Source organism: Bacillus weihaiensis (genome assembly GCF_001889165.1).
Lineage (GTDB): Bacteria > Bacillota > Bacilli > Bacillales > Bacillaceae > Metabacillus > Metabacillus weihaiensis.
In genome coordinates this window covers 1194365-1218984 of the sequence record NZ_CP016020.1, presented here as the reverse complement: position 1 = coordinate 1218984, position 24620 = coordinate 1194365, and the positions used below count along the sequence as shown (strand labels likewise).

The following is a 24620-nucleotide window of genomic DNA, read 5'->3' as shown; positions in this document are numbered from 1 at the left end:
ATAAGAAGTTTCCAGCAAACCATTAGTGTAAAAGCCGCCTTTTTCAGTTTTACAAAACCATTGGTAAGTAAGGACTAAAGTGGGGGTGTACAATAAAGGCCTGTTTATTTTCATTCTACGACAGGATTTTCCTTTAACCATTATAAAATTATACGACGTTTTACCTATTAGAAGCAATCTTAAATAAGACCTTTTAGGATATCTTTTCCTTCTTCACTTTCAAACCAGCTCCCGCCTTTAAACGATTCAACAGTTGCATAATTCATAAAATCACCGACTTTTAACGACAAGACATCTCTGACAACTTCATATACATGTAACTCAGGAGTTTTTTTCCACTTTTTGTTTTTTAGAAAGGACCAAAGTTTTTCCTCTGAAACATCCTCGTAGCCTAATAAAATAAATTCCTCAAGTTTACTTTTTATTGCTGGTTTCACATGATCTCTAAATTGGTCAAACGGTTGTCTATTCATAAACATTCTCCTCTCCTAAGAGCTTCATTTAGATGTTTATATACATTTTTTTCATAAGAAACCTCATACATTGAATGGTTCTCATTCTTTCTTGCTACTTCATATTATTTTTTACACTTTTTTTGAAGCAGCCATTGCAATGAAATATGTTTATTAAAGAGAAGCTCTGCCCACTAAAAACATTATCAGAGAACTTGTCATGCTTGGTCTAATTCCCTGCATATAGTAATTGTATAGTATTCTACGTTATTTGAGAAGGCAGGGAAAAGAATGTCAAAGCAAACATTTTTGAAAGGGACACTTATTTTAATTATCGCAGGCTTTATCACTCGTGTCCTCGGTTTTATTAATCGAATTGTTGTTGCGAGATACATAGGTGAAGAGGGTGTTGGGATTTACATGATGGCTGTCCCTACACTGGTTCTTGCAATCACTATTACACAATTAGGTTTACCTGTTGCCATTTCAAAGCTAGTAGCGGAAGCGGAAGCAAAGGGAGATCAACGAAAAATTAAAAAGATCCTTGTTGTTTCCTTAACTATTACGGGGACACTCAGTTTACTCTTTACTCCCACCATGATTTATTTAACACCATATCTAGCAGAAATGTTTCGAGATAGTCGAACCGTTTGGCCATTATATGCTATTGCTCCTGTTGTCCCTATCGTCGCCATTTCATCTGTTATACGCGGTTATTTTCAAGGAAAGCAAAATATGCGTCCTGCTGCTATATCTCAAGTTATCGAACAGGTTGTTCGAATTTCATTAGTGGCCATTTTAACAAGTGTTTTCCTCCCCTATGGAATTGAATACGCAGCAGCTGGTGCCATGATCTCTGCTGTCATAGGAGAATTAGTTTCTCTTGTATATTTAGGAGCTATGTTTAAGGTGAAAAAGAAAATAAAAATTAGAAGAAATTTTGTAAAATCTGTTCAAAACGGAAAAGAAACTTTTCAACAATTAATGAATATTGCATTACCCACATCAGGTAGTAGATTCATTGGAACAATCGGCTGGTTTTTTGAGCCTATTGTAGTAGCTAATAGTTTAGCAATCGCTGGCGTTGCTACTGCTCTAGCAACAAAACAATACGGAGGGTTAACAGGCTATGCTTTACCTTTGTTAACATTACCTTCCTTTATCACGTTCTCACTCTCAACATCTTTAGTGCCAGCAATTAGTGAGGCAATGGCCAATAATCAGCTAAAACTTGTGGAACACAGACTTCAGCAGGCTATTCGCTTATCCATTGTTTCAGGTGGGCTTGCATGCGTTGTTTTATATGTTTTTGCAGAGCCTCTTATGACTGTGATGTACGGCAGCAGTCAATCAGCGATATTTGTACAGATAATGGCACCGTTTTTTATCTTTCATTATTTCCAAGGACCACTGCAGGCCGTTTTACAAGCACTTGATCTTGCAAAAGCAGCAATGATTAACAGTTTAATTGGAGCAGCAGTCAAAACCGCGCTTATTTTCGCCTTAGCTACTAGACCTTCTCTTGGAATTATGGGCGCTGCTTTAGCTATCGTTATTGGGATCATGCTTGTCACATTGTTACACTTTGGTACAGTACTAAAGGTAGTACCTTTTACTATTCATGTAAAGGAATATGTAAAAAGTTTAGTAACAATGATTCTCGCCGGTATCACAGGCTATGTCGCTTATGAACATCTCTTTACAAACAGCTCTCTCCTACTAAAACTTATCTTATCCTTATTATTGACTACTCTTTGTTACTGTGTTCTTTTATTTATACTAAGGTTAATTGAAAAAGAGGAAGTTCAAAGAATACCATATGTAGGAGCATTTTTAGCAAAATTCATACCTGTAAAGTAAGAAGGCTTTCCCATATAATCGAGCACCTCTCACTATACATAGTCAAGAAAATTTCACGGCTAACTAGATATGAATCTAAAATACTACACTATCTTTATAAGAAAGCAGCCGATACGAGAGATTGGTTTAATTAAAAACAATAAAAATCCGTGAATTCTTATGAATTCACGGATTTTCATTGTCAACAAATTTAGGCATAAAATAGTTATTTTCTCTACGCTACAGACATTAAGAAAAGAGTCTTATTAAATAGACTATCTGATGAAGTGATTGAGGAGAGTGTGAGACGAAAGACTACTCAAAAAGGGGAGAGATTAGCCTTCTACCCCGCCTGAACTACACTCGAATCATTATCTCTTATTATTTCTTTTCATCCTTCACATCAATGAAAAAAACACCCTTTCCAAACGTACATAAAGAAATATCCTTAATTTCCTTATACCCCAGCTTCCGTAGCTGCTGTCTTAACCATAAATTGGTTTTATTTATGGTTTCTAAATTTCCTTCTTGTATCATTCCGTCTACAACTAAAGGTACCTGTAGTTCTGGTTGTTTTTTCTTATTTTTTTGTTTTTCAATGACGGAAAGTTTCCCTGTCGGTTCTAAAATTGCGAATTCTACATCTCCAACATTATTAATATTTTTGTCTCTAAGCTGAGTCATCAGATCATCAAAATTATAACGCTGTGTTCTCATCGCGTGCTCATCTACTTTTCCACGATTGATTATAATTGTCGGCTTTCCATCTAAAAGATGTCGGATTTTTTGATTTTTCAAAGAAAGATATGCCAACGATATTTGAATAATCATTAATAGTGTCATTGGTACGATTGTATGGATGAGAGGATCCTTTTCATCTTCAATAGCCGTAACAGCCATCTCAGCAATCATAATGAAAACAACTAAATCAAGTATGCTTAGCTCACCTATTTCTCTTTTCCCCATTAATCGAAAGATGATCACAATGAGAAAATACAGAAATAAAGTTCTCGCTACCATAATTAAGTAAATCTCCAATTGATTGCCTCCTTCTTTCTTGCATTTCCTTTCTTACCTTTTTATTAGTTTTGGATGTTTTCCTACCTTTTATGTGTTCTTTTATGTTGTGAAGTGAATTAAGTATCGAAAATAAACATAGACCGACGAAATGGCAAGTGAGATCACAACGATTGGAAAACCAACCTTCAAAAATTCTATGAAATGAATAGGCTCTTTTTCTTTCGCTGCTAACCCAGCTACGACTAAATTGGAGCTTGCACCAAGCAATGTCCCATTCCCCCCCAAACAGGCTCCAAGTGCTAATGACCACCATAACGGATCTAAATTTGTCATCCCATAATCCTGAAACTCTGTTATCACGGGGATCATAGCTGCAACAAATGGAATATTATCAACAAAGCCAGATAAAATACCAGTCATCCATAGAATGAGCATAGAGGTTTTCGGTAGATCTCCTTCTGTATAGAAAACAAGACCTCTAGCAAGCTCATCAATAATTCCTACTTCTTCTAACCCGCCAATTAGCATAAATAATCCCATAAAAAAGAATAATGTTCCCCATTCAACTTGTTTAAATACTTCTTCAGGTTTGTATTCATTCTCTGTAAGAAGTAAAAGTAACAATGCTCCAGCTAGTGATACACTTGTTAAGTCAACATGTAAAATGGGATTTAACACAAATCCCGCTATCGTGAGGCATAATACACCTAAGGATTTAGGTAATGCAGCTGTTACCTTTAAGTAATGAGAAGCTTTCATTCTTGATAATGTCACTTGATCAAGTTGATTTTTCTTTAGCTTTGGCCAATACAGAATGATTAGGTACCCGAGAACAACTGCGTAAATAAGGAGAACGATGGGACTGAGATGAAATAAGAACGCATTAAAAGTAAGGTGCTCGACCGCTTGCCCTATCATAATATTTGGAGGGTCTCCAATTAATGTGGCTGTCCCACCAATATTTGATGCAATAATAATGGAAATGAGGTACGGCATCGCTGGTATATTAAGCATCCTGACAATGGTTAAGATAATGGGAACTAATAAAAGAACCATTGTCACATTCGCTAGAAACGCCGAACCTATTGCTGTTAGTGTTGAAATAACAAGCAAAAGAGGGATTGGTCGTCCACCAACTGCCTTAGCCATTATGATTGCTACATATTCAAAGACACCGGTTTTACTTGTAATCGCTACAATAATCATCATAGAAAATAACAAAGCAATTGTATTCCAATCGATATACGACAGAAAGGCTTTGTTCACATCATAAATTCCAACTACAAGCATAATGACGCCGCCTAATCCAGCAGCTACCGCACGGTCAATTTTCTCTGTCATGATGACCAAATAGGTAATCACGAAAATGACGACAGTTAGTATGGTTAGCATGATAAATCCCCCTTTAAAAAGCTCAGGTCGTCTCGTTCAGCCTCCTAACAGAAATACAACACGTAGTTTGTCAATCTATTAGGGAAAAATAAACAATCAACTGGTACAAGAGTTAATTTATTATTTTTCCTACGAGGTGATGGAGCTAGACATCAACTTTATGTAAACTACTTTTTCTTATCTAATTTTCGGTTCATTTTAAAATCCGAATGTAGGATTTTTTACGAAATAAATTTTTTTCTCTTTGAATAGGAAGAAAAGATCTCTTCTTGACATAAGGGTGCAGAAGTTCAGTGTTTAGTCTTATCATCTTGATCCAGACACGATCCTCTCCGAGTCAAGTTAATAGGATTAAAAGGTGAAAAGCACCTTTTTAAAATGTACATGACTACCTTTGAGCTCGTTATTTTAAAGTGCGTTTGAGACCAAAGATTCTTCTCATTCTCCAACTCAAAATAGATGACTTACAACTATGTGTACATGTCCTCTATATCAATATATGATGCAAGTCCACCAAAATATTTATAGTCTATTTTTTTCTTCTATGAATATCCTTTAATAAGACGAGCTGCAACAAGCTTATAGGGGGGACTATTTAAGTGGAAACAAAGAAATGGGGAAAAGGAATTCTTTATGGCCTAATAACCGTCTTCACAATCGCATTAGTAACGAGCTTAGTCTTTTCATTACTCTTAAAATTCACTAGTCTTACAGAATCTTCAATCACATGGTTTTTGTTAGGTCTTTCTGGATTAGCCTTGTTTATAGGAGGATTTGTCGCTGGTGGAAATGGACAAGAAAAAGGATGGCTTATCGGCGGGTTAACCTCCTTGCTTTATTCCATCATTATTTTATTGTTTAAATTTTTAGGTTATGGAGAAATTTTCACAGTAGAAGAGTTAGTATATCATGGAGGCTTTCTTCTTATCAGCATGGTTGGAGGAGTATTCGGTGTTAATATGGTAGCTGCTAGGACGGCAAAATAAAAAAACAGGGCAATTACCCTGTTTTTATTTTGCTCTTTTCACGACAAATAGTATGTATGTAAGGAATACATATTAGTCTTTTACTACTTCTTTTACAGAACGACGGTCAAAAGTTAAACGTGTACCGTCGCCAACCTTTAAAACAATCTTATCTTCATCAATTGAATCTAAGATGCCATGAAGGCCACCAATTGTAACGATTTTATCACCTTTTTGTAGGCTGTTTTGCATTTCACGTACCGCTTTTTGTTGCTTTTGTTGCGGACGAATTAATAAGAAATAAAAAATCGCAAACATTAATACTAAAGGTAAAACTGTACCTAATAATTCCATTCTTTTTTCACCCCTTTCAAATAATTAGAAATTCTTAGCATTTGGTTTGTTAAAACCGTATTTTTCAAAGAATTCTTCACGGAAGTCACCTAAACGATCTTCACGGATAGCTTGTCTTACTTGCTCCATTAAGTTTACCAGAAAATATAGGTTATGATAAGAAGTTAATCGTAAACCGAATGTTTCTTCCGATTTAATTAAGTGTCTAATATATGCTCTAGAGTAATTACGGCATGTATAACAATCACAATTCTCATCTAATGGACCAAAATCTTTTGCGAACTTAGCATTCTTCACAACAAGTCGACCTTCACTTGTCATTAATGTTCCATTTCTAGCAATACGCGTAGGGAGAACGCAGTCAAACATATCAATTCCACGGATTGCGCCGTCAATTAATGAATCTGGTGATCCTACTCCCATTAAGTATCTTGGTTTGTTTGAAGGCATCAAAGGTGCTGTGAATTCTAATACTCGATTCATTACGTCCTTCGGTTCACCAACAGATAAACCTCCAATTGCATAACCAGGGAAATCTAAAGAGATTAAGTCTCTCGCGCTTTGCTTACGTAACTCCTCATACTCTCCACCTTGAATAATCCCAAACAAACCTTGATCATTTGGACGTTGATGAGCCTCTAAGCAGCGCTCTGCCCAACGGCTAGTTCGTTCTACTGATTTCTTCATATAATCGTAGTCAGCTGGGTACGGTGGACATTCGTCAAATGCCATCATAATGTCAGAACCAAGGTCATTTTGAATGTGCATAGCCTTTTCAGGTGATAAGAATAGTTTATCACCATTTAAGTGATTACGGAAGTGAACGCCTTCTTCTTCAATGCGGCGGAAATCACTCAAACTAAATACTTGGAAACCACCTGAATCTGTTAAAATTGCGCGATCCCAATTCATAAATTTATGAAGACCACCAGCTTCTCTCACAATCTCATTACCTGGTCGTAGCCATAAATGATACGTGTTACTTAGAATAATTCCTGCGCCCATTTCTTTTACTTCTTCAGGTGACATTGTTTTTACAGTTGCCAAGGTTCCTACTGGCATAAAAACAGGAGTTTCAAAGCTACCATGTGGAGTATGAACTCTACCTAACCTTGCTCCTGTTTGTTTACATGTTTTAATAAGTTCGTAACGAATTGGTGATGTTGACACCTTTTTTCCTCCTTACATTGTGTGAATCGTTTCACACAAGTTGAACATTTTGCGAATTGGTACATCGTCTCGCTTTTAATTAAATAAGGCTGTTTTCATTGTCTTTGATGTTTGAGTAAAATGAGATAATCCTCTGCAAGGAAGTCTAATGGCACTTTTTTCTTATATGTGCACCTCTTATGCGATAAAAACACCGTTTCTCACGTAATAATCATTATGCACGTTAGCAACAATCCTTCTAAAAAGAACCTTAAATAATTAGCATTGCATCGCCAAAGCTAAAGAATCTGTATTTTTCATTTACAGCTGTCTCATATGCATGTAGTACATGATCACGACTGGCAAGTGCACTTACAAGCATGATTAAAGAAGATTTTGGTAGATGGAAATTTGTAATCATCCCATCGATGCCCTTAAACTCATAGCCTGGATAAATAAAAATATTCGTCCAACCATTCTCAGCAGCAAACTTACCATCATGCTTTGTAGCTATCGTTTCAAGCGTTCTAGTTGACGTTGTACCAACAGAGATGATTCTTCCACCTTGTGCACGTACTTCATTTAACAGAGCCGCAGTGCCATCTGTTACCTGATAAAATTCAGCATGCATTTCATGCTCTTCCACTGTATCCGCACTAACTGGACGGAATGTTCCAAGTCCAACGTGCAATGTAATAAAGGCAATATGAACTCCTTTTTGCTTTAATTGATCTAGTATTTCCTCTGTAAAGTGCAACCCAGCAGTTGGAGCTGCTGCAGAACCAATTTCACGTGAGAAAACAGTTTGATATCTTTCTCGATCATCAAGCTGTTCTTTAATATACGGTGGTAATGGCATTTCACCTAAGGAATCTAATACTTCATAGAAAATCCCTTCATAATCAAACTTCATCAGCCTTCCGCCATGATCACTCGAACCTACACACGTAGCTCTAAGTTTGCCCCCACCAAAGGTTACAATTGTCCCCTCTTTTACACGCTTTGCTGGCTTAATTAACGTTTCCCATACATCATCTTCTTGTTGTTTTAGCAACAATACTTCAATGCTTGCACCAGTATCTTCTTTCACACCGAAAAGTCGTGCAGGCATAACCCTTGTATTATTTAAAACAAGACAATCACCTTTTTGGAAATAATCCAAAATGTTTTTAAAAGACTGATGCTCAATATCCCCGGTTTCTTTATGAAGAACCATTAATCTAGAAGCATCTCGTTCCTTTAAAGGAACTTGTGCAATAAGTTCTTCAGGAAGATGGAAATCAAATAATTCTACTTTCATGTTCTACACCTAATTTCTACATACTTCATTTTTATCTTTTGCTTTGTTCGTGTGTTTGTTGCTCAAAATGACATCCCCTTACTAGCCCATTATTTAAACCGGCCAAGTAGGGAGAATACAATTGATAAGACAATACTAATCACAATACATGTAACAATCGGGAAGAAGACCGTTGTATTTCCTTTTTTAAACATGAGATCACCTGGTAGTTTACCAATAAATTGCATAAAAAATCCAATAAGTAAAAGGGTTCCACCAATGATCATTAGAATTTTTGGGAACTCAGTCATTGTTCGGTGCCTCCATTTTAAAATGAGAATAAACTAAGTCGGTCACAATTCTCCCTCTTGGTGTTCGTTGAAGGAATCCGATTTGTAGCAAATAGGGTTCATAAACGTCTTCAATCGTGTGTGGTTCTTCACCTATTGTTGCCGAAATCGTATCAATTCCAACCGGGCCACCACGGAATTTTTCAATGATTCCTAATAAAAGTTTATGATCTATATGATCAAGTCCTAGTTTATCTACCTGTAGCTTTTCTAGAGCATCGGTTGCTAATTGATTTGAGATTGAATTCTCACCTACTACTTGAGCGAAATCTCTTACTCTCCGCAAAAGACGGTTTGCAATTCTTGGAGTCCCTCTTGATCTTCTCGCCATTTCAACTGCTCCACTATATTCAATTCCAACATGTAAGATTTCTGCCGTTCTCTCAATAATATTGGCCAGCTGACTCTCATTATAATACTCTAATCTACTCAATACGCCAAAACGATCGCGCAAAGGTGCTGTCAATAACCCCACTCTAGTTGTAGCACCAATTAAAGTAAACGGAGGAAGATCTAGACGAACAGATCTAGCTGTAGAGCCTTTTCCAATGACAATATCCAAACAAAAATCCTCCATCGCAGGATATAAAACTTCCTCGATGGATCGATGTAAACGATGAATTTCATCTATAAATAAGACATCTCCTGGTTCCAATGCTGTTAATATGGCAGCTAAGTCACCAGGTCTTTCAATAGCTGGTCCGCTAGTTGTTCGAATATTAACACCCATTTCATTCGCAATGATGGTCGCAAGAGTGGTTTTCCCTAATCCTGGAGGGCCATAGAGGAGTACATGATCTAACGTTTCACTTCTCATTTTCGCAGCTTCAATGAATACTTTAAGGTTATCTTTCACCTTATCTTGACCAATATATTGGGAAAGAGATTGAGGTCTTAAACTATGCTCAATATACGATTCTTGGAAATCTGCTTCTTGTGAAACAAGCCTTTCATCCATATTCTATCACCTTACTTTAATAGCTTTTGCAATGCTTTTTTCACATACTGATCCGTAGACAAGCTTTCATTCTGTAAAGAAGGAATAACTTTCTTAATTTCTCTTTCAGCGTAACCTAACACTTTAAGTGCTTCAACAGCTTCATTTAAAGCATGGTTGTCAGTTTGCTTTTGTTCCAATTCTTCCTGATTAAATAAATCTGGCGCATACAGTGCCGCAACATCCCCTAATTTCCCTTTTAGGTCAAGGATAATTTGACGTGCTGTTTTCTTCCCAACACCAGGAAACTTAACTAAGAACGTATCATTTTCATTTTCAATTGCTTCAATAACCTGTGAAGGATCCCCTGAAGCTAAAATCGCTAACGCCCCTTTTGGTCCGATCCCAGTAACGTTCAACAATTTCATAAACAATGCTTTTTCCTCTCGGGAAGAAAATCCATACAAAGCAATAATATCTTCTCTTACATGCTGATATGTATAGATTGTGATTTCTTTTTGATTATCTTTTCTATAACTGAAAGGATTTGGTGTATGGATTTGGTAACCAATACCTTGATGATCAATTACGATATACTCAGGGTTAACATAATCAATCGTCCCTTTAATAAATTCTATCATTACATTCACCTCTTTGTGACTGTATTTCATTGTATCAAAAAAAGGTAAGAATCAGAAGAAATATCTACAATACTTGTAAAAAAACACGTACATCCGTTCCCTTATTTTAACATTTACCAGTCTTAATGCCCATTTCTTTGGAGAGAATTCACACAATAAGGGGGAAGCGCTCAAGTACCACCTAGAACTTGAGACAAAAACGCCGAACAACATTTTTCACATTTTTAATGACGGTAAAAAAGCTAACTTAGTAAAGATCCTCTAAGTTAGCTTGCTTTTACTTCTTTTCTGTTTTCGAATAGGTTTCTAATGTTTTTAATACTTCTAAATATTGATCTTTTGATTGAATTCTTATTCCTTCTATTAACTCAATATGCTTATGACTCTCAAGCTTTTCCATATCAATTTGAAAGAAAGACTGAATGACTTCGTTACTCGTTGGTTTACCGTTAAAAATGGATAACGTTCCATCTCCTGCAAGACCAAAGTACCCATTTGTCTTCAATAAGGGGGAAATATCATCAATATCTTTTTTTAAAACAATTCTCTCTTGATTATGTTCTACTAGCTGCCAAGAGGCGAACATAGCCCAAAAATCCTCCATCGACCCTATTGTTTCTTTTGTTAGTTCTTCACTTACTTCACCGTCTAAATATTTTCTCTGTAAGATCACATTTACAGTTATAGGTTCTTGGATGTGTGATTCTTCGGCTCTTAGTGGCTTTTGATTCGCTACAGAAATAACTAAGACAAGTAAAATAAAACCGATAACGGTAAAGATTCGATCACGATGAAACATTCTCACCTATCTCACCTCATTTGTCATTCTATTTTCTTCTCTATGTATTTTGACCAATTATAGAAGTTTTAACCAAAAAAAAATCTTTTCTTATCTACACACTAACGCACTACTTTACTAGTTAATCCATATTTTTGGATGTGTATTTTACTAAAAAAACAAGGGGAATCCCCCTTGTTTTAGTTACGATCATTAGTAAATGGGCGTTGAATAGCATCTCCAAAGTCGTTCATTAATTCCTCTACATCTGCATCAATGGTTTCACGATCTCCACCATTATGGATGTCATTATCAATATTTCGAATGCGGGTAAAGGTACCTTCATCGGTCACGACTTGTACATCTCTTCCATCCGTCATCTTCTTAACTGTGTTCATAATTTCCTTTTTCATATCTGCATCATTTCGATCGTTTGTATCAACTGCTACAATGACATTATTATCTGTTACCAATACTCTTGCATCGTCAACATTGTCCATCTTCTCGACAGCATTTTTAACCTTTTCTGACACTGCACCATCGCCACGGTTATAGTACCCAATTTCATTTAAATGACCATGATAATTAGCATCACCACGACTAAAGCGATTATCTCTAATTAACCCTTCATCTCGGTCTCCTAAAGGTACAGTCGGATTCGCCATGTTTTTATCATTACGTTCATTTACACGACGGAAATAGTTGTCCTCATCATCCATTCCGTCCATCATTTCAGTGATTGGACCTTCGTTGTCAACATCTGTATCCTCATTTGAATAGTATCCAATTGGTCTAGCACTGTCATCATAATTTGTATCTAAGGCACCTTCATCACCATTACAAGCCGTAAGACCTGAAGCTAATACCGCAATTGCTGTAAATGTAGAAGCCTTTTTACCTATTGTCAAGACATGACCTCCCCGATACTATTAAGCAAAACTTACTTGCTCAACCTTATCATGTACAACAATAAAGGATTTGAAACTGTTACATAACGGTAACTAGTTAAATTTTTTCTATTCCCTTTTCACTCATTTCCATCGATTATATTCTCACAGGATAAATGCTCACATAAAAAAGCAGAGGAAACTCCCTCTGCTTTTACCTTATTCCGTATTCCGATTTAATCTTCCTCTTCTTCTCGTTCAAAATTAGGCATTCCAAACATTTGTTGTTGATCTACACCTTGTTGTGGCGCATATCCATAAGGATTTTGACCGTACGGAGCATACCCTTGATTCATTGGTTGATACATTGGGTAGCCACCATATGGCTGGGCCATAGGATACCCATATCCTTGTTGTGGAAATTGTGGAGCAGGACCTCCACACCCACAATCTTTGTCATCATAAGCTGGTGCTGTTTGCTGAGGATATGGCATATTTGGCATTTGATCATAGCCTTCAGGTGCCTCACCGTAAGCTCCCATCACTTGGTTAGGATACCCTAATCCAGTACCTGGAAGAACTGGAGAAACAGGTACACCAGCATATGGATTTACAGGAAATCCAGGAGCATAATGCGCCGGTGCTACAGCTTGCTGTTGATAGGGCATATTTGGCATGTTGCCCATTTGCTCATGATCATAGTCCATATCGTCGTCATCCTCATATTCAGCTGGACTAACTGCAGTTGGATATGGTTGCTGGTGAGCTTGATTCGGCATCATTGATGGACCATATTGGTAAGGCATTTGCATTGGATAATATGGTGGACATAACCCTGATCCTGGTAATACAGGTGAGACAGGCACCATATATTGTGGTGCTACGTATTGCGGTTGCGGTTGGTACATAGCTGGTTGTGTATAGGTTGGCATTTGCATATGTTGCATATTTGGGACATTCGGCATATTAGCCATATCTTTGTACTCCTCCTCATCATGATGTTGTTCTTGTGGTAAGTAATATGGCTGAGGCGCTTCCGTTTTTGCATCATATTTTTCATTAGGTACTTCTTCATCCATTTTTGTCATATCTGGTAGCACATTTGCTGGTTTAGGTGGTAGCTGCGGATTTGCCATTTGAGGCATCATTGCCATATTCACCGTATAATAATTATTCACATCAAGACCCGTATATACCGGATGTTGAACATTAGGTACAGGCGGTATATAAGGTTTTGATGGTTTCTCTGTTACTGGTTCCTTTGGCTTTGTATCTTCTACCTCCACAACCGCTTTTGGTTTTTCCTTCGCGAATGGATGCTCAGTTAAAGGCATTTCTTTTTTAATTGTTCCTTGTTGAATTGGAGCTTCCTTTTTCACAGCTACATTCCCGGACGGTACCTTAATTTTCATTCCAGGCATAATTAAATCTGGATTACTGAGTTGTGTATTCATGTTTTTTACTTCTTCAAAATCTACACCATATTTTTTTGCAATGTTCCATAACGTATCGCCTTTTTGCACAATATGAATTTTCAATGCTTTCCCTCCTAAGCATAAAAAGTAATTCCCTGAGTAAATACATAATGTGATCATTATGTTAAATAATAAAATAAGCATGATGCCATAATCTTCATAACAACTTATGAAGAATAATCAGTAATTATGAATAAAACATCTGAAATTGACTTCTTCCTTCGTATGAAGGCTTATAGTCATACATATGTAGACAACATAAAACTTATTAAAAGAATTTCTTTTTTAGTATTTGCTAGGCTGTTGCTAAATGGGGGATTCTTTCCGTTCTTTCCCAATAAAAATAAAGAGGGTGACTCAAAAGGTTGTTAAATAACGACCTTTTCAGCACCCTTTCTCTGAAGCGCAATGGAACGTCCCGGTTTTTACGTTAACTGAATTAAAAAGATAAAAGTATGACAAGAGGCTAACCCAAGGTCTAAAATCTAGACTTTTGGGTCAGCCTCAACGTTTCTATAGAAAATAATCACTTTAAAAATCATACATATGCTAGCATACGTTCTAAGGCCAATACTGCGTCCTTTGTTATTTCTTCTGTAACAACGATTTGATTTGATAATTCTCCTCTTTCTAATCCTTCTAGAGTCCATACTAAATGAGGGAGATCAATTCGATTCATGGTTAAGCAAGGACACATAAAAGGATTTAACGAAACAATATTCTTATCTGGATGTTGTTGAATGATACGATTTACTAAGTTCATTTCTGTTCCAATTGCCCACTGTGTTCCGGATTCAGCCGCTTCAATTGTCTCTATAATATACTTTGTAGAACCTGCATAATCAGACAAGCTGACTACTTCACGACTACATTCTGGATGAACAATAATATTCATGTCGGGTTTCGTTTTACGGATATTCTCAATATTTTTCACAGTAAAGTTTTCATGAACTGAACAATGTCCTTTCCATAGAATAACCTTCACATCCTCAACATTCCCCTCATACTCAAGCTCATTAGATAGAGGGTTCCAAATGGCCATCTCCTCTAATGGAATCCCAATGTCGTAAGCAGTATTTCTTCCTAAATGTTGATCAGGTAAAAATAAAATTCGTTCTTTTTGTGTAAAAGCCCACTCAAGCATTTTTTTTGCGTTAGAAGAAGTCACTGTTGCTCCACCGTTTTTCCCAACAAATGCTTTAATAGCTGCAGTTGAATTCACATAGGTTAATGGCAATATAGTATCTCCAAACAATGCTTGGAGCTTATCCCACGCCCGGTCTGTTTGATTAATATCTGCCATATCTGCCATTGAACACCCCGCACGCATATCAGGTAGCAGCACCTTTTGATGCTCAGAGGTTAGCATGTCTGCTGTTTCAGCCATAAAATGAACTCCACAAAAGACAATATATTCAGCGTCTTTATTTTCAGCTGCTGCTTGAGCTAATTGAAGAGAGTCCCCTGTTACATCTGAAAACTGAATAACTTCATCTTTTTGATAATGGTGACCTGGTATATAGAGTCTTGAGCCAAATTTTTCTTTAATATCTCTTACTCGTTCTTCCATTTCCTCTACTGAACGATTCTTATAGGATTCTGGCATCATTTCATTTTTTTCATGTTCTACTATATCTAAAAGTTCCATCAAAATTCCCCCTTATTTAACGTTTAAACTAATATCTAACGATTTATATGAATGAGTTAACATACCAAGTGATAGATAATCGACATTTGTATGGCGATAATCTGCTAAGTTATGGAAACCGATTCCACCTGATGCTTCCGTAATGATTCCATTTGGTGTAATTTCTACAAACCTCGCTACTTCATCTGGTGTACGATTATCAAACATGATGACATCTACCCTAGCTTCAATTGCTTCATGAAGCTGTTGTTCAGATTCAATTTCAACTTCAATTTTCACCATGTGTCCGGTTTGATTTCTCACTGCCTCAACAGCTTTCGTAATAGATCCAGCAAATGCAATGTGATTATCTTTAATCATGACACCATCATATAGTCCAAAACGATGATTAAAGCCGCCTCCACAACGAACAGCGTATTTTTCAAATAACCTCAAGCCCGGGGAGGTTTTTCGCGTGTCACAAATTCTTGTATGTTGTGATTGTAGAATGTCAACTGCTTGGTTGGTTACTGTTGCAATGCCACTCATTCTCTGCAGTAAATTTAGAATAACTCGCTCTCCACTTAAAATAGTCGCCATGGAGCCTTTAACATCTGCAATGATTTCACCTTTTTTTAGAACTTCACCATCACGCTTGTGTACATTTACATCAATGGACGATCCGAATAAAGCATAGCCTTCTGTTATAATGGTCGCGCCTGAAAAGATTCCATCTTCTTTTGCAATTATGATAGCCTCTCCCACACCAGAATCTCCGAATATCGTTTGACTCGAAAGATCACCTTCCCCTAAATCCTCTAGGAAAAACTCCTCTAGTTTTCTTCTAACTTTTATTTCGTTCATCTCTAAACCCCCACATGAATGTCATCTTTACAACAAATAACCTGCCGTTGTTTCCAAAAATCATTATTTTGAGCTGGATAATCCTTTCGAAAATGTCCTCCTCTGCTTTCCGTTCGTTTTAAGGCCGACATGGAAATAATCCAACCAATAGTTACCATATTTAAACGTTCAATTTGCTCAATTGTGAAATCCTTCACATTAAAATCCCAAAAATTTCGTTTCTGATAAGATTCGAACCACTTTACTGCATATTCAAGTTCACTCTGCGTTCTCAAGATTCCAACATAGTTAGTCATAATGTCCTGAATTTGTTCTTTAGTAGGTAATTCCACATTACATACTCCTCTATATTGATCGAGGCTTTCTTTTAGATAGCTACTATAAGACGAAGTTAATTTTGTTGAAAGAAATTCAGCTACTCTTTTTCCAAAAACCAATCCCTCTAAAAGAGAATTACTAGCAAGGCGATTTGCTCCATGTACACCTGTACAAGCCGCTTCCCCAACAGCTAGTAAGTGCGGTACATTTGTTTCTCCATGTTCGTTGGTTTGAATTCCACCCATTAAAAAATGCATACCTGGTGCCACAGGAATCCACCCTTTTTCTAAGTTAATTCCATTATCTAGACACATTTTTGTAATTGTAGGAAATCGATTTTCAAATTGAGAAATCTTTGTAATATCTAGATAAACGGAATTCCCGTTTTTCATCTCATCAAAAATAGCTCGTGAAACAATGTCTCGTGGAGCTAAATCTCCTAGTTCATGGATCTCTTTCATAAACCTTTCACCTAGCTGATTCTTTAAGACAGCCCCTTCACCTCTGACAGCTTCTGAAATAAGACCAATGCATTTACCATTTTGATAAAGCATCGTAGGATGAAATTGAATGAATTCCATATCGGAGAGTTTAGCACCCGCTCGATATGCCATCGCAATCCCATCACCTGTTATCACGTGTGTATTTGAAGTATGACCATACACTGCTCCACATCCACCACTTGCAATAATGGTATAATCGGCGGTGTATGTAGTTAATTTCCCTTCTTTATTCTTAGTCACCACTCCTATGCATTGATTGTGATCAACGAGTAAGTCTACAGCCATTTCGTCTTCAACAATATGGGCTTTTTCACATACTTTTTTATATAAGAACTGAGTGATTTCCCTTCCAGTCGCATCCCCACCAGCGTGAACGATCCGATTATGATGATGGGCCCCTTCCTTACTTAGAAGTAACCTTCCATTTTCATCCACATCAAAGGTCATTCCCCTTTCAACCCAATCGAGGATTTCCCGCGAACCTTCCTGAACCAGTAAGGCAACATTGTTCTCTTGATTATGAAAGCACCCTGCTTCTATTGTGTCTTGGTAATGACTTTGCCAAGAATCATTTGGACCTATTGCTGCTGCAATACCGCCTTGTGCTAGCATTGAGTTACTTTCAACCCATGAGGATTTTGTCAGTACTGTCACTTGTTTATTTTTAAGATAATAAGCAGCTGAGAGGGCCGCTAGACCACTTCCAATAATTAAAACATCTGTTTGAGGCATAATACCCTCCTGTAATTTACACCTGTCTTGACACCTATATTTACATAAATTTAAAATAATGACAAGTGTTTTTATACATCAAACAAGAACTTTTATCTATTAACTGCTCTTTTTATGTGAGAGAATAACATCACTCATCTACTGAGACATTAGGGGGAGAACGAAAATGATTTACTTAGATTATGCTGCTACCACTCCAATGAGTGACAACGCTCTAGACATGTATGTTAAGGCTGCTAAGAAAGCATATGGAAATAGTAGTAGTCTTCATGATATCGGGGAAATGTCAGCTCGTACGTTAGAAGCCTCAAGAAAGATAATTGGGGATTGTATTCACGCTAGTGAGAAGGGGATTTACTTTACAGGTGGCGGTAGCGAGGCGAATGTTCTTATTATTCAATCTCTATTAAAGAGTTTACCTTCTACTAAAAATCATATCATTACAACAGAAATTGAACATTCTTCCCTTCATACTTTTTTTCAAAAATTAAAAAATGAAGGCTATAAAATTACTTTTTTGAAAACAGATTCAAAAGGACGTATCTCCATTGAGGAGGTAAGACAATCAATAAGCGATCGCACCGGTATTATTTCCATTCAACATGCGAATTCAGAGATTGGTACGATTCAGCCCATCCAGGAGATTGGTAAAATCGCGAAAGAAAAAAATATTCTTTTTCATAGTGACTGTGTTCAAACCTTTGGAAAAATCCCTTTACATGTGGAGGAGTTAAACGTAGATGCTCTTTCAATTTCTAGTCATAAAATATACGGGCCTAAAGGAATTGGCGCTGCTTATATAAATCCAAGCATACATTGGCAACCCGTGATTCCAGGTACAACACACGAATCAGGATTTAGGCCTGGAACAGTTGATGTACCGAGCATAGCTGCCTTTGCAACAGCAGCAAAAGACATAGTAAGGAAATTAGAAGCCAACTTAGACCACTATCACAACTTAAGAAGGGAATTTATTGATTCCCTTACTCTTTATAATGAAAGAATTACATTAATAAATGAAAAGGATCCCTCTTCATTACCAACTATATTTCCACTAGTCGTTCACGGAATCGAAGGTCAATATATGATGTTAGAATGCAATCGTTTCGGTTACGCCATCTCAACTGGAAGTGCTTGTCAGGTTGGCATGCAAGCTCCTTCTCGTTCTCTAACAGCAATTGGTTTTCATGTACATGAGGCTAAACAATATATTAGAATATCAACAGGGATTCAAACAACAACACAGGACCTACAATCTTTACTCAAGACCATGCAGAAAATTATCCATCAATTTACTAGGTAATCGGGAGGAACGATCGAGTGAAAACGGAAAAAATTCTCGGCGAAGAACGAAGAGTATTAATCTTAGACGAACTAAAAAAATCTACAAACCCTATGACAGGAGGAGAGCTTGCTACCTTAGCAAATGTAAGCCGACAAGTCATTGTACAAGATATTTCTTTGTTGAAAGCAAAAAACCATCCGATTATGGCGACAAGTCAAGGCTACGTTTATCTTGCTTCACCTGATAATCAAACAAAAAAACAAGAGAGAATCATTGCATGTAAGCATTCGCCAGAGCACACTGCAGACGAATTAACCATACTCGTCGATCACGGAGTATTTGTAAAAGACGTGATTATTGAACACCCTGTATACGGAGACTTAACTGCCTCCATTATGGTCGGAAATCGGAATGACGTGAAAGAATTTATTGCAAAAATTAATGCGAATAATGCCTCTTACTTATCAGAATTAACAGAGGGCATTCATTTGCATACCCTTCAAGCTGATTCAGTAAAACAATTAGATTTAGCTTGTGCTGCACTAGAAAAAGAGGGGTACTTATTTAAGGGATAAATAGATAAACACCAGGTCAAGGTTACATATGCCTGGTGTTTATTTATTGTTTCTATTCTTTTATAGCCGTCTGGATGTTATACGCCTTATACGAACCTAGTAGCTTCACTCGACAGCCTAAAGCCTCTAGTTCAGCAATAGCACCTGGAATTAAAATATCATCAACACACATGTCAATATCAATGATAAAGAAATAATGACCTAAACCCGTTTTCATTGGACGTGATTCAATCTTAGATAGGTTTAATTTTCTCCATGTAAAGGCAGACAAAACTTGATGTAAGGCCCCAGATTGATCAGATGGTAATGTAATCATTAACGTCGTTTTTTCTTTACTTACTGACAGTTTTGGGGATTCATATTCATGTTTAGTAGAGCATAAAATAGCAAACCTCGTATGGTTATACTCATAATCATGAATGTTTCTTTTCATAATCTCTAGCCCGTATTCTTTAGCTGCAAGCTGATTAGCAATAGCAGCTACACACTCATTCGGGTGCTGACTAACATAGGAAGCCGCTGCACTTGTAGACGTTGCATAATCATAGGATATACCTTTAAAGGTTTTATGTAAAAATTTATGACACTGTGCAATAGCATGTGAATGAGAATAAACCCTTGTAATGTCTTTCCAATTCTCTCTATTCTCAGGATGAACCATAAAATGTTGCTCAATCGGGGATACAATTTCCCCTACAATGGTAAGAGGCTGTTCATGGATGAGATAATCAATTGTGAGATTCACAGACCCCTCAATTGCATTTTCAGTCGGAACTACAGCATAATCGATCTCTCCATCAGCAACAGCATCAATACACTGTGGAATTGTCGAATACGCAATTTCTTTCATATCATGATCAAAAAAAGCTTGTACCGCTAAATGTGTAAATGTTGCTCTAGGTCCTAAGAAACCAACCTTTTTTACCAACAAACCGTCAACTCCTTACTTGACATCAAGCACCTTGACCTAATATTTCAACCTTTTCCACAAATTCTAACCTTCTTAATTTCATCATGAGCTGATTAATATCTTCTGTCATTCCGTTCGTATTTAGTGAAAGAGTCACATTCGCTCTCCCTTGAATTGGAATTGATTGATGAATAGTAAGAACATTACAACCTGCATTTGCTACAACTGATAATAAGTGTGATAATGTCCCACTTCTGTCTTCTAAATGAAAAAAGAGGGTAATTAACTTTTCTTTCACCATTGTATGAAAAGGGAATACAGCATCTCGGTATTTATAAAATGCACTTCGGCTTAAATCCACTCGTTGAACCGCTTCAGCTACTGAATCTACTTTTCCTCTTTCAATTAGCTTCTTCACTTCAAGTGTTTTTTTCATTGCTTCCGGCAAAATATCTTCTCTCACTAAATAAAAGGTATCATCCTTCATGATGTGCCTCCCAAGAATTTTCTCCAATGTTCTTAATTTATCATAATATTGGCTAAATTTCTAATTTTTCTTTTAAACAACATGTTAGTATATTTCCCAATACATTCTGAGGTTGAAAAATACAACTTAAAAAAGAAGAGCTAAAATAGCCCTTCTTTTCCTAGTTAATCCTCTCGTTAGAGAATAACGACTATTCAATGAACTCAAATTCATAGTCAAGAAGCTTTACGATATCTCCATCTTTTGCTCCTCTTTCACGAAGTGCTTCATCTACACCAAGCCCTCGTAATTGTCGTGCAAAACGTCGTACTGATTCATCGCGTGAGAAGTCAGTCATTTTAAATAACTTCTCAATCTTTTCACCAGTTAACACATAAGCACCTTCACTGTCACGAGTAATCGCAAAGTTAGGCTCTTCTTTCTTAAATTCATATAATACACTATTTTCCGTTGTTTCTTCTTCATGTAGCGGGAATTCAGGTGTTGTTTCTAATGTGTCAGCTACTGCATATAAAAGCTCGCTAACACCCTGTCGAGTAAATGCTGAGATTGGGAATATTTTCACATCATCTTCAAGCTTTCCTTTAAAGTTGTTTAAATTCTCCTCAGAATCAGGCATGTCCATTTTATTTGCAACGATTATTTGTGGTCTTTCCGTTAATCGCAAGTTATATTCTTTCAATTCTGCGTTAATGGTTAAATAATCTTCATAAGGATCTCTACCTTCAAGACCAGACATATCAATAACATGCACAATTACACGTGTTCTTTCAATATGTCTCAGAAATTGATGACCAAGCCCAACACCTTGGTGAGCTCCCTCAATTAAACCTGGGAGATCCGCTAAAACAAAACTTCTGCCATCTTCTGTTTCAACCATACCTAAATTTGGTACAAGAGTTGTAAAATGATATTCCGCTATTTTAGGTTTTGCTGATGAAACAACAGATAATAAAGTAGATTTTCCAACACTAGGGAAGCCCACTAGTCCAACATCAGCTAACACTTTTAATTCTAAAATAACGTTACGTTCTATTCCTGGTTCACCATTCTCTGATAGCTCCGGTGCTGGGTTAGCTGGTGTTGCAAATCGAGAGTTCCCACGGCCACCACGGCCACCTTTAGCAATTACAGCCTGCTGACCATGTTCTGTTAAATCGGCAATAATATGTCCAGTTGCCTCATCTGTTACGATCGTACCAGGAGGAACTTTAACAATCATAGGAGAAGAGTTTTTCCCATGCTGATTCTTTGACATCCCATGTTCACCACGAGGTGCTTTAAAATGACGCTTATAACGGAAATCCATTAACGTTCTTAAGCCTTCTTCTACTTCAAATACAACATCTGCTCCGTTACCGCCATCACCACCAGCCGGACCACCTTTTGGTACATATTTTTCACGACGAAAAGCAACCATACCGTTACCTCCGTCGCCTCCCTTTACATAGATCTTGACCTGATCGACAAACATTGTCTTCCTCCGTTCTCATTCCTACATCATCTGTTATACTTACGAATTCTAACTAAAACCATACTTCTTTTTTAGATTTACTTGTTAGGATAAGACGTTACACGTAACCTTACAAAGAAATAGTTGTGTTCAATTCAAATGTATCAATATGAAAATCATCTGGTAGTAGCTTAGTTCCTTCTGAAGAATGAAGCCATTCTTCAACATGATGAATATGATTTATTTTCCCTTCGAAATCTACCTTAAACTTCACGGTTTCGTGACCTGTGGTGTCAGTATCAATTGTGATGCACAAATGATTTTCATATGTGCTATCTACTGTTTGGTTTAGTATACCCAAAAAACCACTGCACCATTGCGTGACTCTCTCATCAAAATGCTCTAATACAGTTACGTCACCCAATACCTCGTATTCAACATAAATCGGATGATTGTTCCAATTATACGTTAATAAAAAACTAGCAAAGCATGGCATTTTAAGATTACATAGTTTTGACTCTTGTTGCGCTTCAATCACAATCTCTTCAATAATATCTTTAATTCGATCATATTTTTCTAATGATAAATTTCCCTTAATAAGCTGTAATTTATTCATCCAGTCGTGTCGTGAATGACTTAATATATTGACAATTTTCAAGTCGTTCTGCTTGTTATCGTTATTCATATTAATTCTCCTACTGTTTTAAAAATAGTGGATTAAGGAGTTATACTCATTTAGACTGCATTAAAAATTATATCAAACATTGTATACGAACATAAGGGAATTTCATTAAATACTATGGAAAGATTTTTTAGATGAGTAGTTAAAATATAGGGGCCATTTTAACAAGCATAAGAAGTATCATTAAGTTTGATCTGATTTATGTTCTATGAGCCCTCTCTATAGTAAGGACAAACAAAACGCTGCTCGTTTTTTATATGATAAGCACAAGGCACCCTCTTTGTTTTGTCCCAGCCTCTGTTTCACTTCCTAGCAAAAATGACTTATGACTTAGGAAATGTGAACTTCTCTCTTTAGCCACTAGCTAGACTCAAACAAAAAGATAAGAGACAAAAGGGTAACCTTCCTTATCAGTTTAGCTCTGTTAAAAGTAGTTGTTCATTTCCGTTACAGGCATTTCCTTGCCGCGTGCGGTCCTGGAGCTTTTCTAACGTATCCGCTTGCAGAGTCTCATGCCATTCACTCAATCAGTACAAAAAATAAACATAAACCATTAACAAAGTCATCAGTTTAAAAAAACTCTAACCTAAGATAGGCTAGAGTTTTTTTAGCTTATGCTTCTTGTGCAACTGGGTATACACTCACTTTTTTACGGTCACGTCCGAAACGTTCGAACTTAACAACACCGTCAACTTTAGCGAATAGTGTATCATCTCCACCACGGCCAACGTTCTCACCTGGGTAGATTTTTGTACCGCGTTGACGGTAAAGAATTGAACCACCGCTTACAAATTGACCATCTGCACGCTTAGCACCAAGACGTTTAGAGATAGAGTCACGACCGTTTTTAGTCGAACCTACTCCTTTCTTAGATGCGAAGAACTGAAGATCTAATCTTAACATGAAGTTTCACCTCCTGCTTCATTAAGAATGGATACCGAAATATATTGTTCATAATCTCTCTCGATTGTTTGGAGTGATACAAGCATTCCTTCTAACAATAGTTGAACTTTATCACTTATCGATTTATCAAGGTCAGATGGTAATTTAACTCGTAAATATCCACCTTCTCCACCTTGTTCGATTAATGGTTCAATTTCAGTTAAGCTTAGCACTGCATTAACAGCACCAAAGGTAACAGCTGATGCTCCGGCACAAACTAGGTCCTTGCCATGTTCAGCGAACTCGGCATGTCCAGACAAGATAAACGAACGAATAAGTCCCTCTTTTGAACGATAAACCTTAGCATTTATCATTTCAAATCGCCTTACGCGTTGATTTTTTCAATAACAACTTTAGTGTATGGCTGACGGTGACCTTGTTTTTTACGGTAGTTTTTCTTAGCTTTAAATTTGAAAACAGTGATTTTCTTTTGACGACCATGCTTTTCAACCTTAGCAGTAACAGTCGCGCCAGAAACAGTTGGGCTACCAACTTTCACGTCGTCTCCACCTACGAATAAAACTTTGTCAAACGTAACCGTTTCACCTTGTTCAGTACCAAGCTTTTCAATGTAGATTGCTTGACCTTCTTCTACTTTGATTTGCTTTCCACCAGTTTCAATAATTGCGTACATTCAAATGCACCTCCTATAAACTCAGACTCGCCAGAACTAGGTGTATGTAAGAACATCACTTAATAACCTTACTCCGAGCGGTTGTAGCAC

26 protein-coding genes and 1 other annotated feature (1 of these 27 cut by a window edge) are annotated in these 24620 nt (G+C 36.9%); of the genes, 4 read left to right on the top strand and 22 right to left on the bottom strand.

All coding sequences use genetic code 11. The annotated features are described in order from the left end of the window. Nucleotides 1-179: 179 nt before the first annotated feature. On the bottom strand, nucleotides 180-473 hold the full coding sequence (locus A9C19_RS05750) for a post-transcriptional regulator (RefSeq protein WP_072581761.1): 294 nt from the start codon (nucleotides 471-473) through the stop codon (nucleotides 180-182). Between the two features lie 270 nt (nucleotides 474-743). Between A9C19_RS05750 and spoVB the strand changes: the two genes are divergently transcribed. Further along, complete coding sequence (spoVB, locus tag A9C19_RS05745; RefSeq protein WP_072579053.1) at nucleotides 744-2312, top strand: stage V sporulation protein B; 1569 nt, start codon at nucleotides 744-746, stop codon at nucleotides 2310-2312. A 360-nt stretch (nucleotides 2313-2672) separates the two neighbouring features. Here spoVB and A9C19_RS05740 read toward each other — a convergent pair whose 3' ends face one another. Both A9C19_RS05740 and A9C19_RS05735 read right to left on the bottom strand, forming a co-directional pair. Further along, nucleotides 2673-3329, bottom strand: coding sequence for a DUF421 domain-containing protein (locus A9C19_RS05740; RefSeq protein ID WP_072579052.1), 657 nt, complete (start codon nucleotides 3327-3329; stop codon nucleotides 2673-2675). An 81-nt stretch (nucleotides 3330-3410) separates the two neighbouring features. Further along, a complete protein-coding gene (locus A9C19_RS05735) occupies nucleotides 3411-4703 on the bottom strand; it encodes an ArsB/NhaD family transporter (RefSeq protein WP_072579051.1) in 1293 nt (430 codons plus the stop codon). A 599-nt stretch (nucleotides 4704-5302) separates the two neighbouring features. Here A9C19_RS05735 and A9C19_RS05730 point away from each other — a divergent pair. Then, nucleotides 5303-5689 carry a TIGR04086 family membrane protein gene (locus tag A9C19_RS05730; protein ID WP_072579050.1) on the top strand — a complete coding sequence of 129 codons (387 nt, stop codon included), beginning with the start codon at nucleotides 5303-5305 and terminating at the stop codon, nucleotides 5687-5689. A 72-nt stretch (nucleotides 5690-5761) separates the two neighbouring features. Here the strand turns inward: A9C19_RS05730 and yajC are convergent, their stop codons facing one another. The 12 genes from yajC to nadB form a co-directional block, all read right to left on the bottom strand. Beyond that, nucleotides 5762-6022 carry a preprotein translocase subunit YajC gene (gene yajC, locus A9C19_RS05725; protein WP_072579049.1) on the bottom strand — a complete coding sequence of 87 codons (261 nt, stop codon included), beginning with the start codon at nucleotides 6020-6022 and terminating at the stop codon, nucleotides 5762-5764. Between the two features lie 24 nt (nucleotides 6023-6046). After that, nucleotides 6047-7192, bottom strand: a complete 1146-nt coding sequence (gene tgt, locus A9C19_RS05720; RefSeq protein WP_072579048.1) for a tRNA guanosine(34) transglycosylase Tgt — start codon at nucleotides 7190-7192, stop codon at nucleotides 6047-6049. A 250-nt stretch (nucleotides 7193-7442) separates the two neighbouring features. Continuing rightward, entirely contained in the window at nucleotides 7443-8471 is a 1029-nt protein-coding gene (gene queA / locus A9C19_RS05715; RefSeq protein ID WP_072579047.1) for a tRNA preQ1(34) S-adenosylmethionine ribosyltransferase-isomerase QueA, read from the bottom strand. A gap of 89 nt (nucleotides 8472-8560) precedes the next feature. Then, nucleotides 8561-8761 carry a DUF2905 domain-containing protein gene (locus A9C19_RS05710; protein WP_072579046.1) on the bottom strand — a complete coding sequence of 67 codons (201 nt, stop codon included), beginning with the start codon at nucleotides 8759-8761 and terminating at the stop codon, nucleotides 8561-8563. Beyond that, a complete protein-coding gene (gene ruvB, locus A9C19_RS05705) occupies nucleotides 8754-9758 on the bottom strand; it encodes a Holliday junction branch migration DNA helicase RuvB (RefSeq protein ID WP_072579045.1) in 1005 nt (334 codons plus the stop codon). The genes A9C19_RS05710 and ruvB overlap by 8 nt, the downstream gene beginning before the upstream one ends. 11 nt (nucleotides 9759-9769) lie before the next feature. Further along, nucleotides 9770-10378, bottom strand: coding sequence for a Holliday junction branch migration protein RuvA (gene ruvA / locus A9C19_RS05700; protein ID WP_072579044.1), 609 nt, complete (start codon nucleotides 10376-10378; stop codon nucleotides 9770-9772). A 277-nt stretch (nucleotides 10379-10655) separates the two neighbouring features. Next, nucleotides 10656-11177: a BofC C-terminal domain-containing protein gene (locus A9C19_RS05695; RefSeq protein WP_072579043.1), complete on the bottom strand. Its 522-nt coding sequence runs from the start codon at nucleotides 11175-11177 to the stop codon at nucleotides 10656-10658. A 179-nt stretch (nucleotides 11178-11356) separates the two neighbouring features. Then, nucleotides 11357-12064, bottom strand: a complete 708-nt coding sequence (locus tag A9C19_RS05690) for a YhcN/YlaJ family sporulation lipoprotein (protein WP_083584295.1) — start codon at nucleotides 12062-12064, stop codon at nucleotides 11357-11359. 215 nt (nucleotides 12065-12279) lie between these two features. Continuing rightward, a complete protein-coding gene (gene safA / locus A9C19_RS05685) occupies nucleotides 12280-13581 on the bottom strand; it encodes a SafA/ExsA family spore coat assembly protein (RefSeq protein ID WP_072579042.1) in 1302 nt (433 codons plus the stop codon). Between the two features lie 475 nt (nucleotides 13582-14056). Next, on the bottom strand, nucleotides 14057-15166 hold the full coding sequence (gene nadA, locus A9C19_RS05680) for a quinolinate synthase NadA (RefSeq protein WP_072579041.1): 1110 nt from the start codon (nucleotides 15164-15166) through the stop codon (nucleotides 14057-14059). Nucleotides 15167-15178: 12 nt separating this feature from the next. Further along, nucleotides 15179-16009: a carboxylating nicotinate-nucleotide diphosphorylase gene (nadC, locus tag A9C19_RS05675; RefSeq protein WP_072579040.1), complete on the bottom strand. Its 831-nt coding sequence runs from the start codon at nucleotides 16007-16009 to the stop codon at nucleotides 15179-15181. Nucleotides 16010-16011: 2 nt separating this feature from the next. Next, nucleotides 16012-17562, bottom strand: coding sequence for an L-aspartate oxidase (nadB, locus tag A9C19_RS05670; protein WP_072579039.1), 1551 nt, complete (start codon nucleotides 17560-17562; stop codon nucleotides 16012-16014). Between the two features lie 166 nt (nucleotides 17563-17728). Here nadB and A9C19_RS05665 point away from each other — a divergent pair, with 166 nt between their 5' ends. Both A9C19_RS05665 and A9C19_RS05660 read left to right on the top strand, forming a co-directional pair. Further along, nucleotides 17729-18865 (top strand): IscS subfamily cysteine desulfurase, encoded by a 1137-nt coding sequence (locus A9C19_RS05665; RefSeq protein WP_072579038.1) that lies wholly within the window; start codon nucleotides 17729-17731, stop codon nucleotides 18863-18865. A gap of 17 nt (nucleotides 18866-18882) precedes the next feature. Beyond that, complete coding sequence (locus A9C19_RS05660) at nucleotides 18883-19422, top strand: transcription repressor NadR (protein ID WP_072579037.1); 540 nt, start codon at nucleotides 18883-18885, stop codon at nucleotides 19420-19422. Nucleotides 19423-19474: 52 nt separating this feature from the next. Here A9C19_RS05660 and pheA read toward each other — a convergent pair whose 3' ends face one another. The 7 genes from pheA to rplU form a co-directional block, all read right to left on the bottom strand. After that, a complete protein-coding gene (gene pheA / locus A9C19_RS05655) occupies nucleotides 19475-20350 on the bottom strand; it encodes a prephenate dehydratase (RefSeq protein WP_099092740.1) in 876 nt (291 codons plus the stop codon). 25 nt (nucleotides 20351-20375) lie between these two features. Continuing rightward, entirely contained in the window at nucleotides 20376-20819 is a 444-nt protein-coding gene (locus tag A9C19_RS05650) for an ACT domain-containing protein (protein ID WP_072579035.1), read from the bottom strand. Between the two features lie 190 nt (nucleotides 20820-21009). Then, nucleotides 21010-22293, bottom strand: a complete 1284-nt coding sequence (obgE, locus tag A9C19_RS05645; protein ID WP_072579034.1) for a GTPase ObgE — start codon at nucleotides 22291-22293, stop codon at nucleotides 21010-21012. 109 nt (nucleotides 22294-22402) lie between these two features. Continuing rightward, nucleotides 22403-22957, bottom strand: a complete 555-nt coding sequence (locus tag A9C19_RS05640; RefSeq protein WP_072579033.1) for a Spo0B C-terminal domain-containing protein — start codon at nucleotides 22955-22957, stop codon at nucleotides 22403-22405. A 609-nt stretch (nucleotides 22958-23566) separates the two neighbouring features. Beyond that, nucleotides 23567-23857, bottom strand: coding sequence for a 50S ribosomal protein L27 (gene rpmA / locus A9C19_RS05635; RefSeq protein WP_026558613.1), 291 nt, complete (start codon nucleotides 23855-23857; stop codon nucleotides 23567-23569). Then, nucleotides 23851-24210 carry a ribosomal-processing cysteine protease Prp gene (locus A9C19_RS05630; RefSeq protein WP_072579032.1) on the bottom strand — a complete coding sequence of 120 codons (360 nt, stop codon included), beginning with the start codon at nucleotides 24208-24210 and terminating at the stop codon, nucleotides 23851-23853. The genes rpmA and A9C19_RS05630 overlap by 7 nt, the downstream gene beginning before the upstream one ends. Nucleotides 24211-24221: 11 nt before the next feature. Continuing rightward, nucleotides 24222-24530 carry a 50S ribosomal protein L21 gene (gene rplU, locus A9C19_RS05625; RefSeq protein WP_072579031.1) on the bottom strand — a complete coding sequence of 103 codons (309 nt, stop codon included), beginning with the start codon at nucleotides 24528-24530 and terminating at the stop codon, nucleotides 24222-24224. A 13-nt stretch (nucleotides 24531-24543) separates the two neighbouring features. Further along, nucleotides 24544-24620: a sequence feature (ribosomal protein L21 leader region), on the bottom strand (it continues 3 nt past the right edge of the window).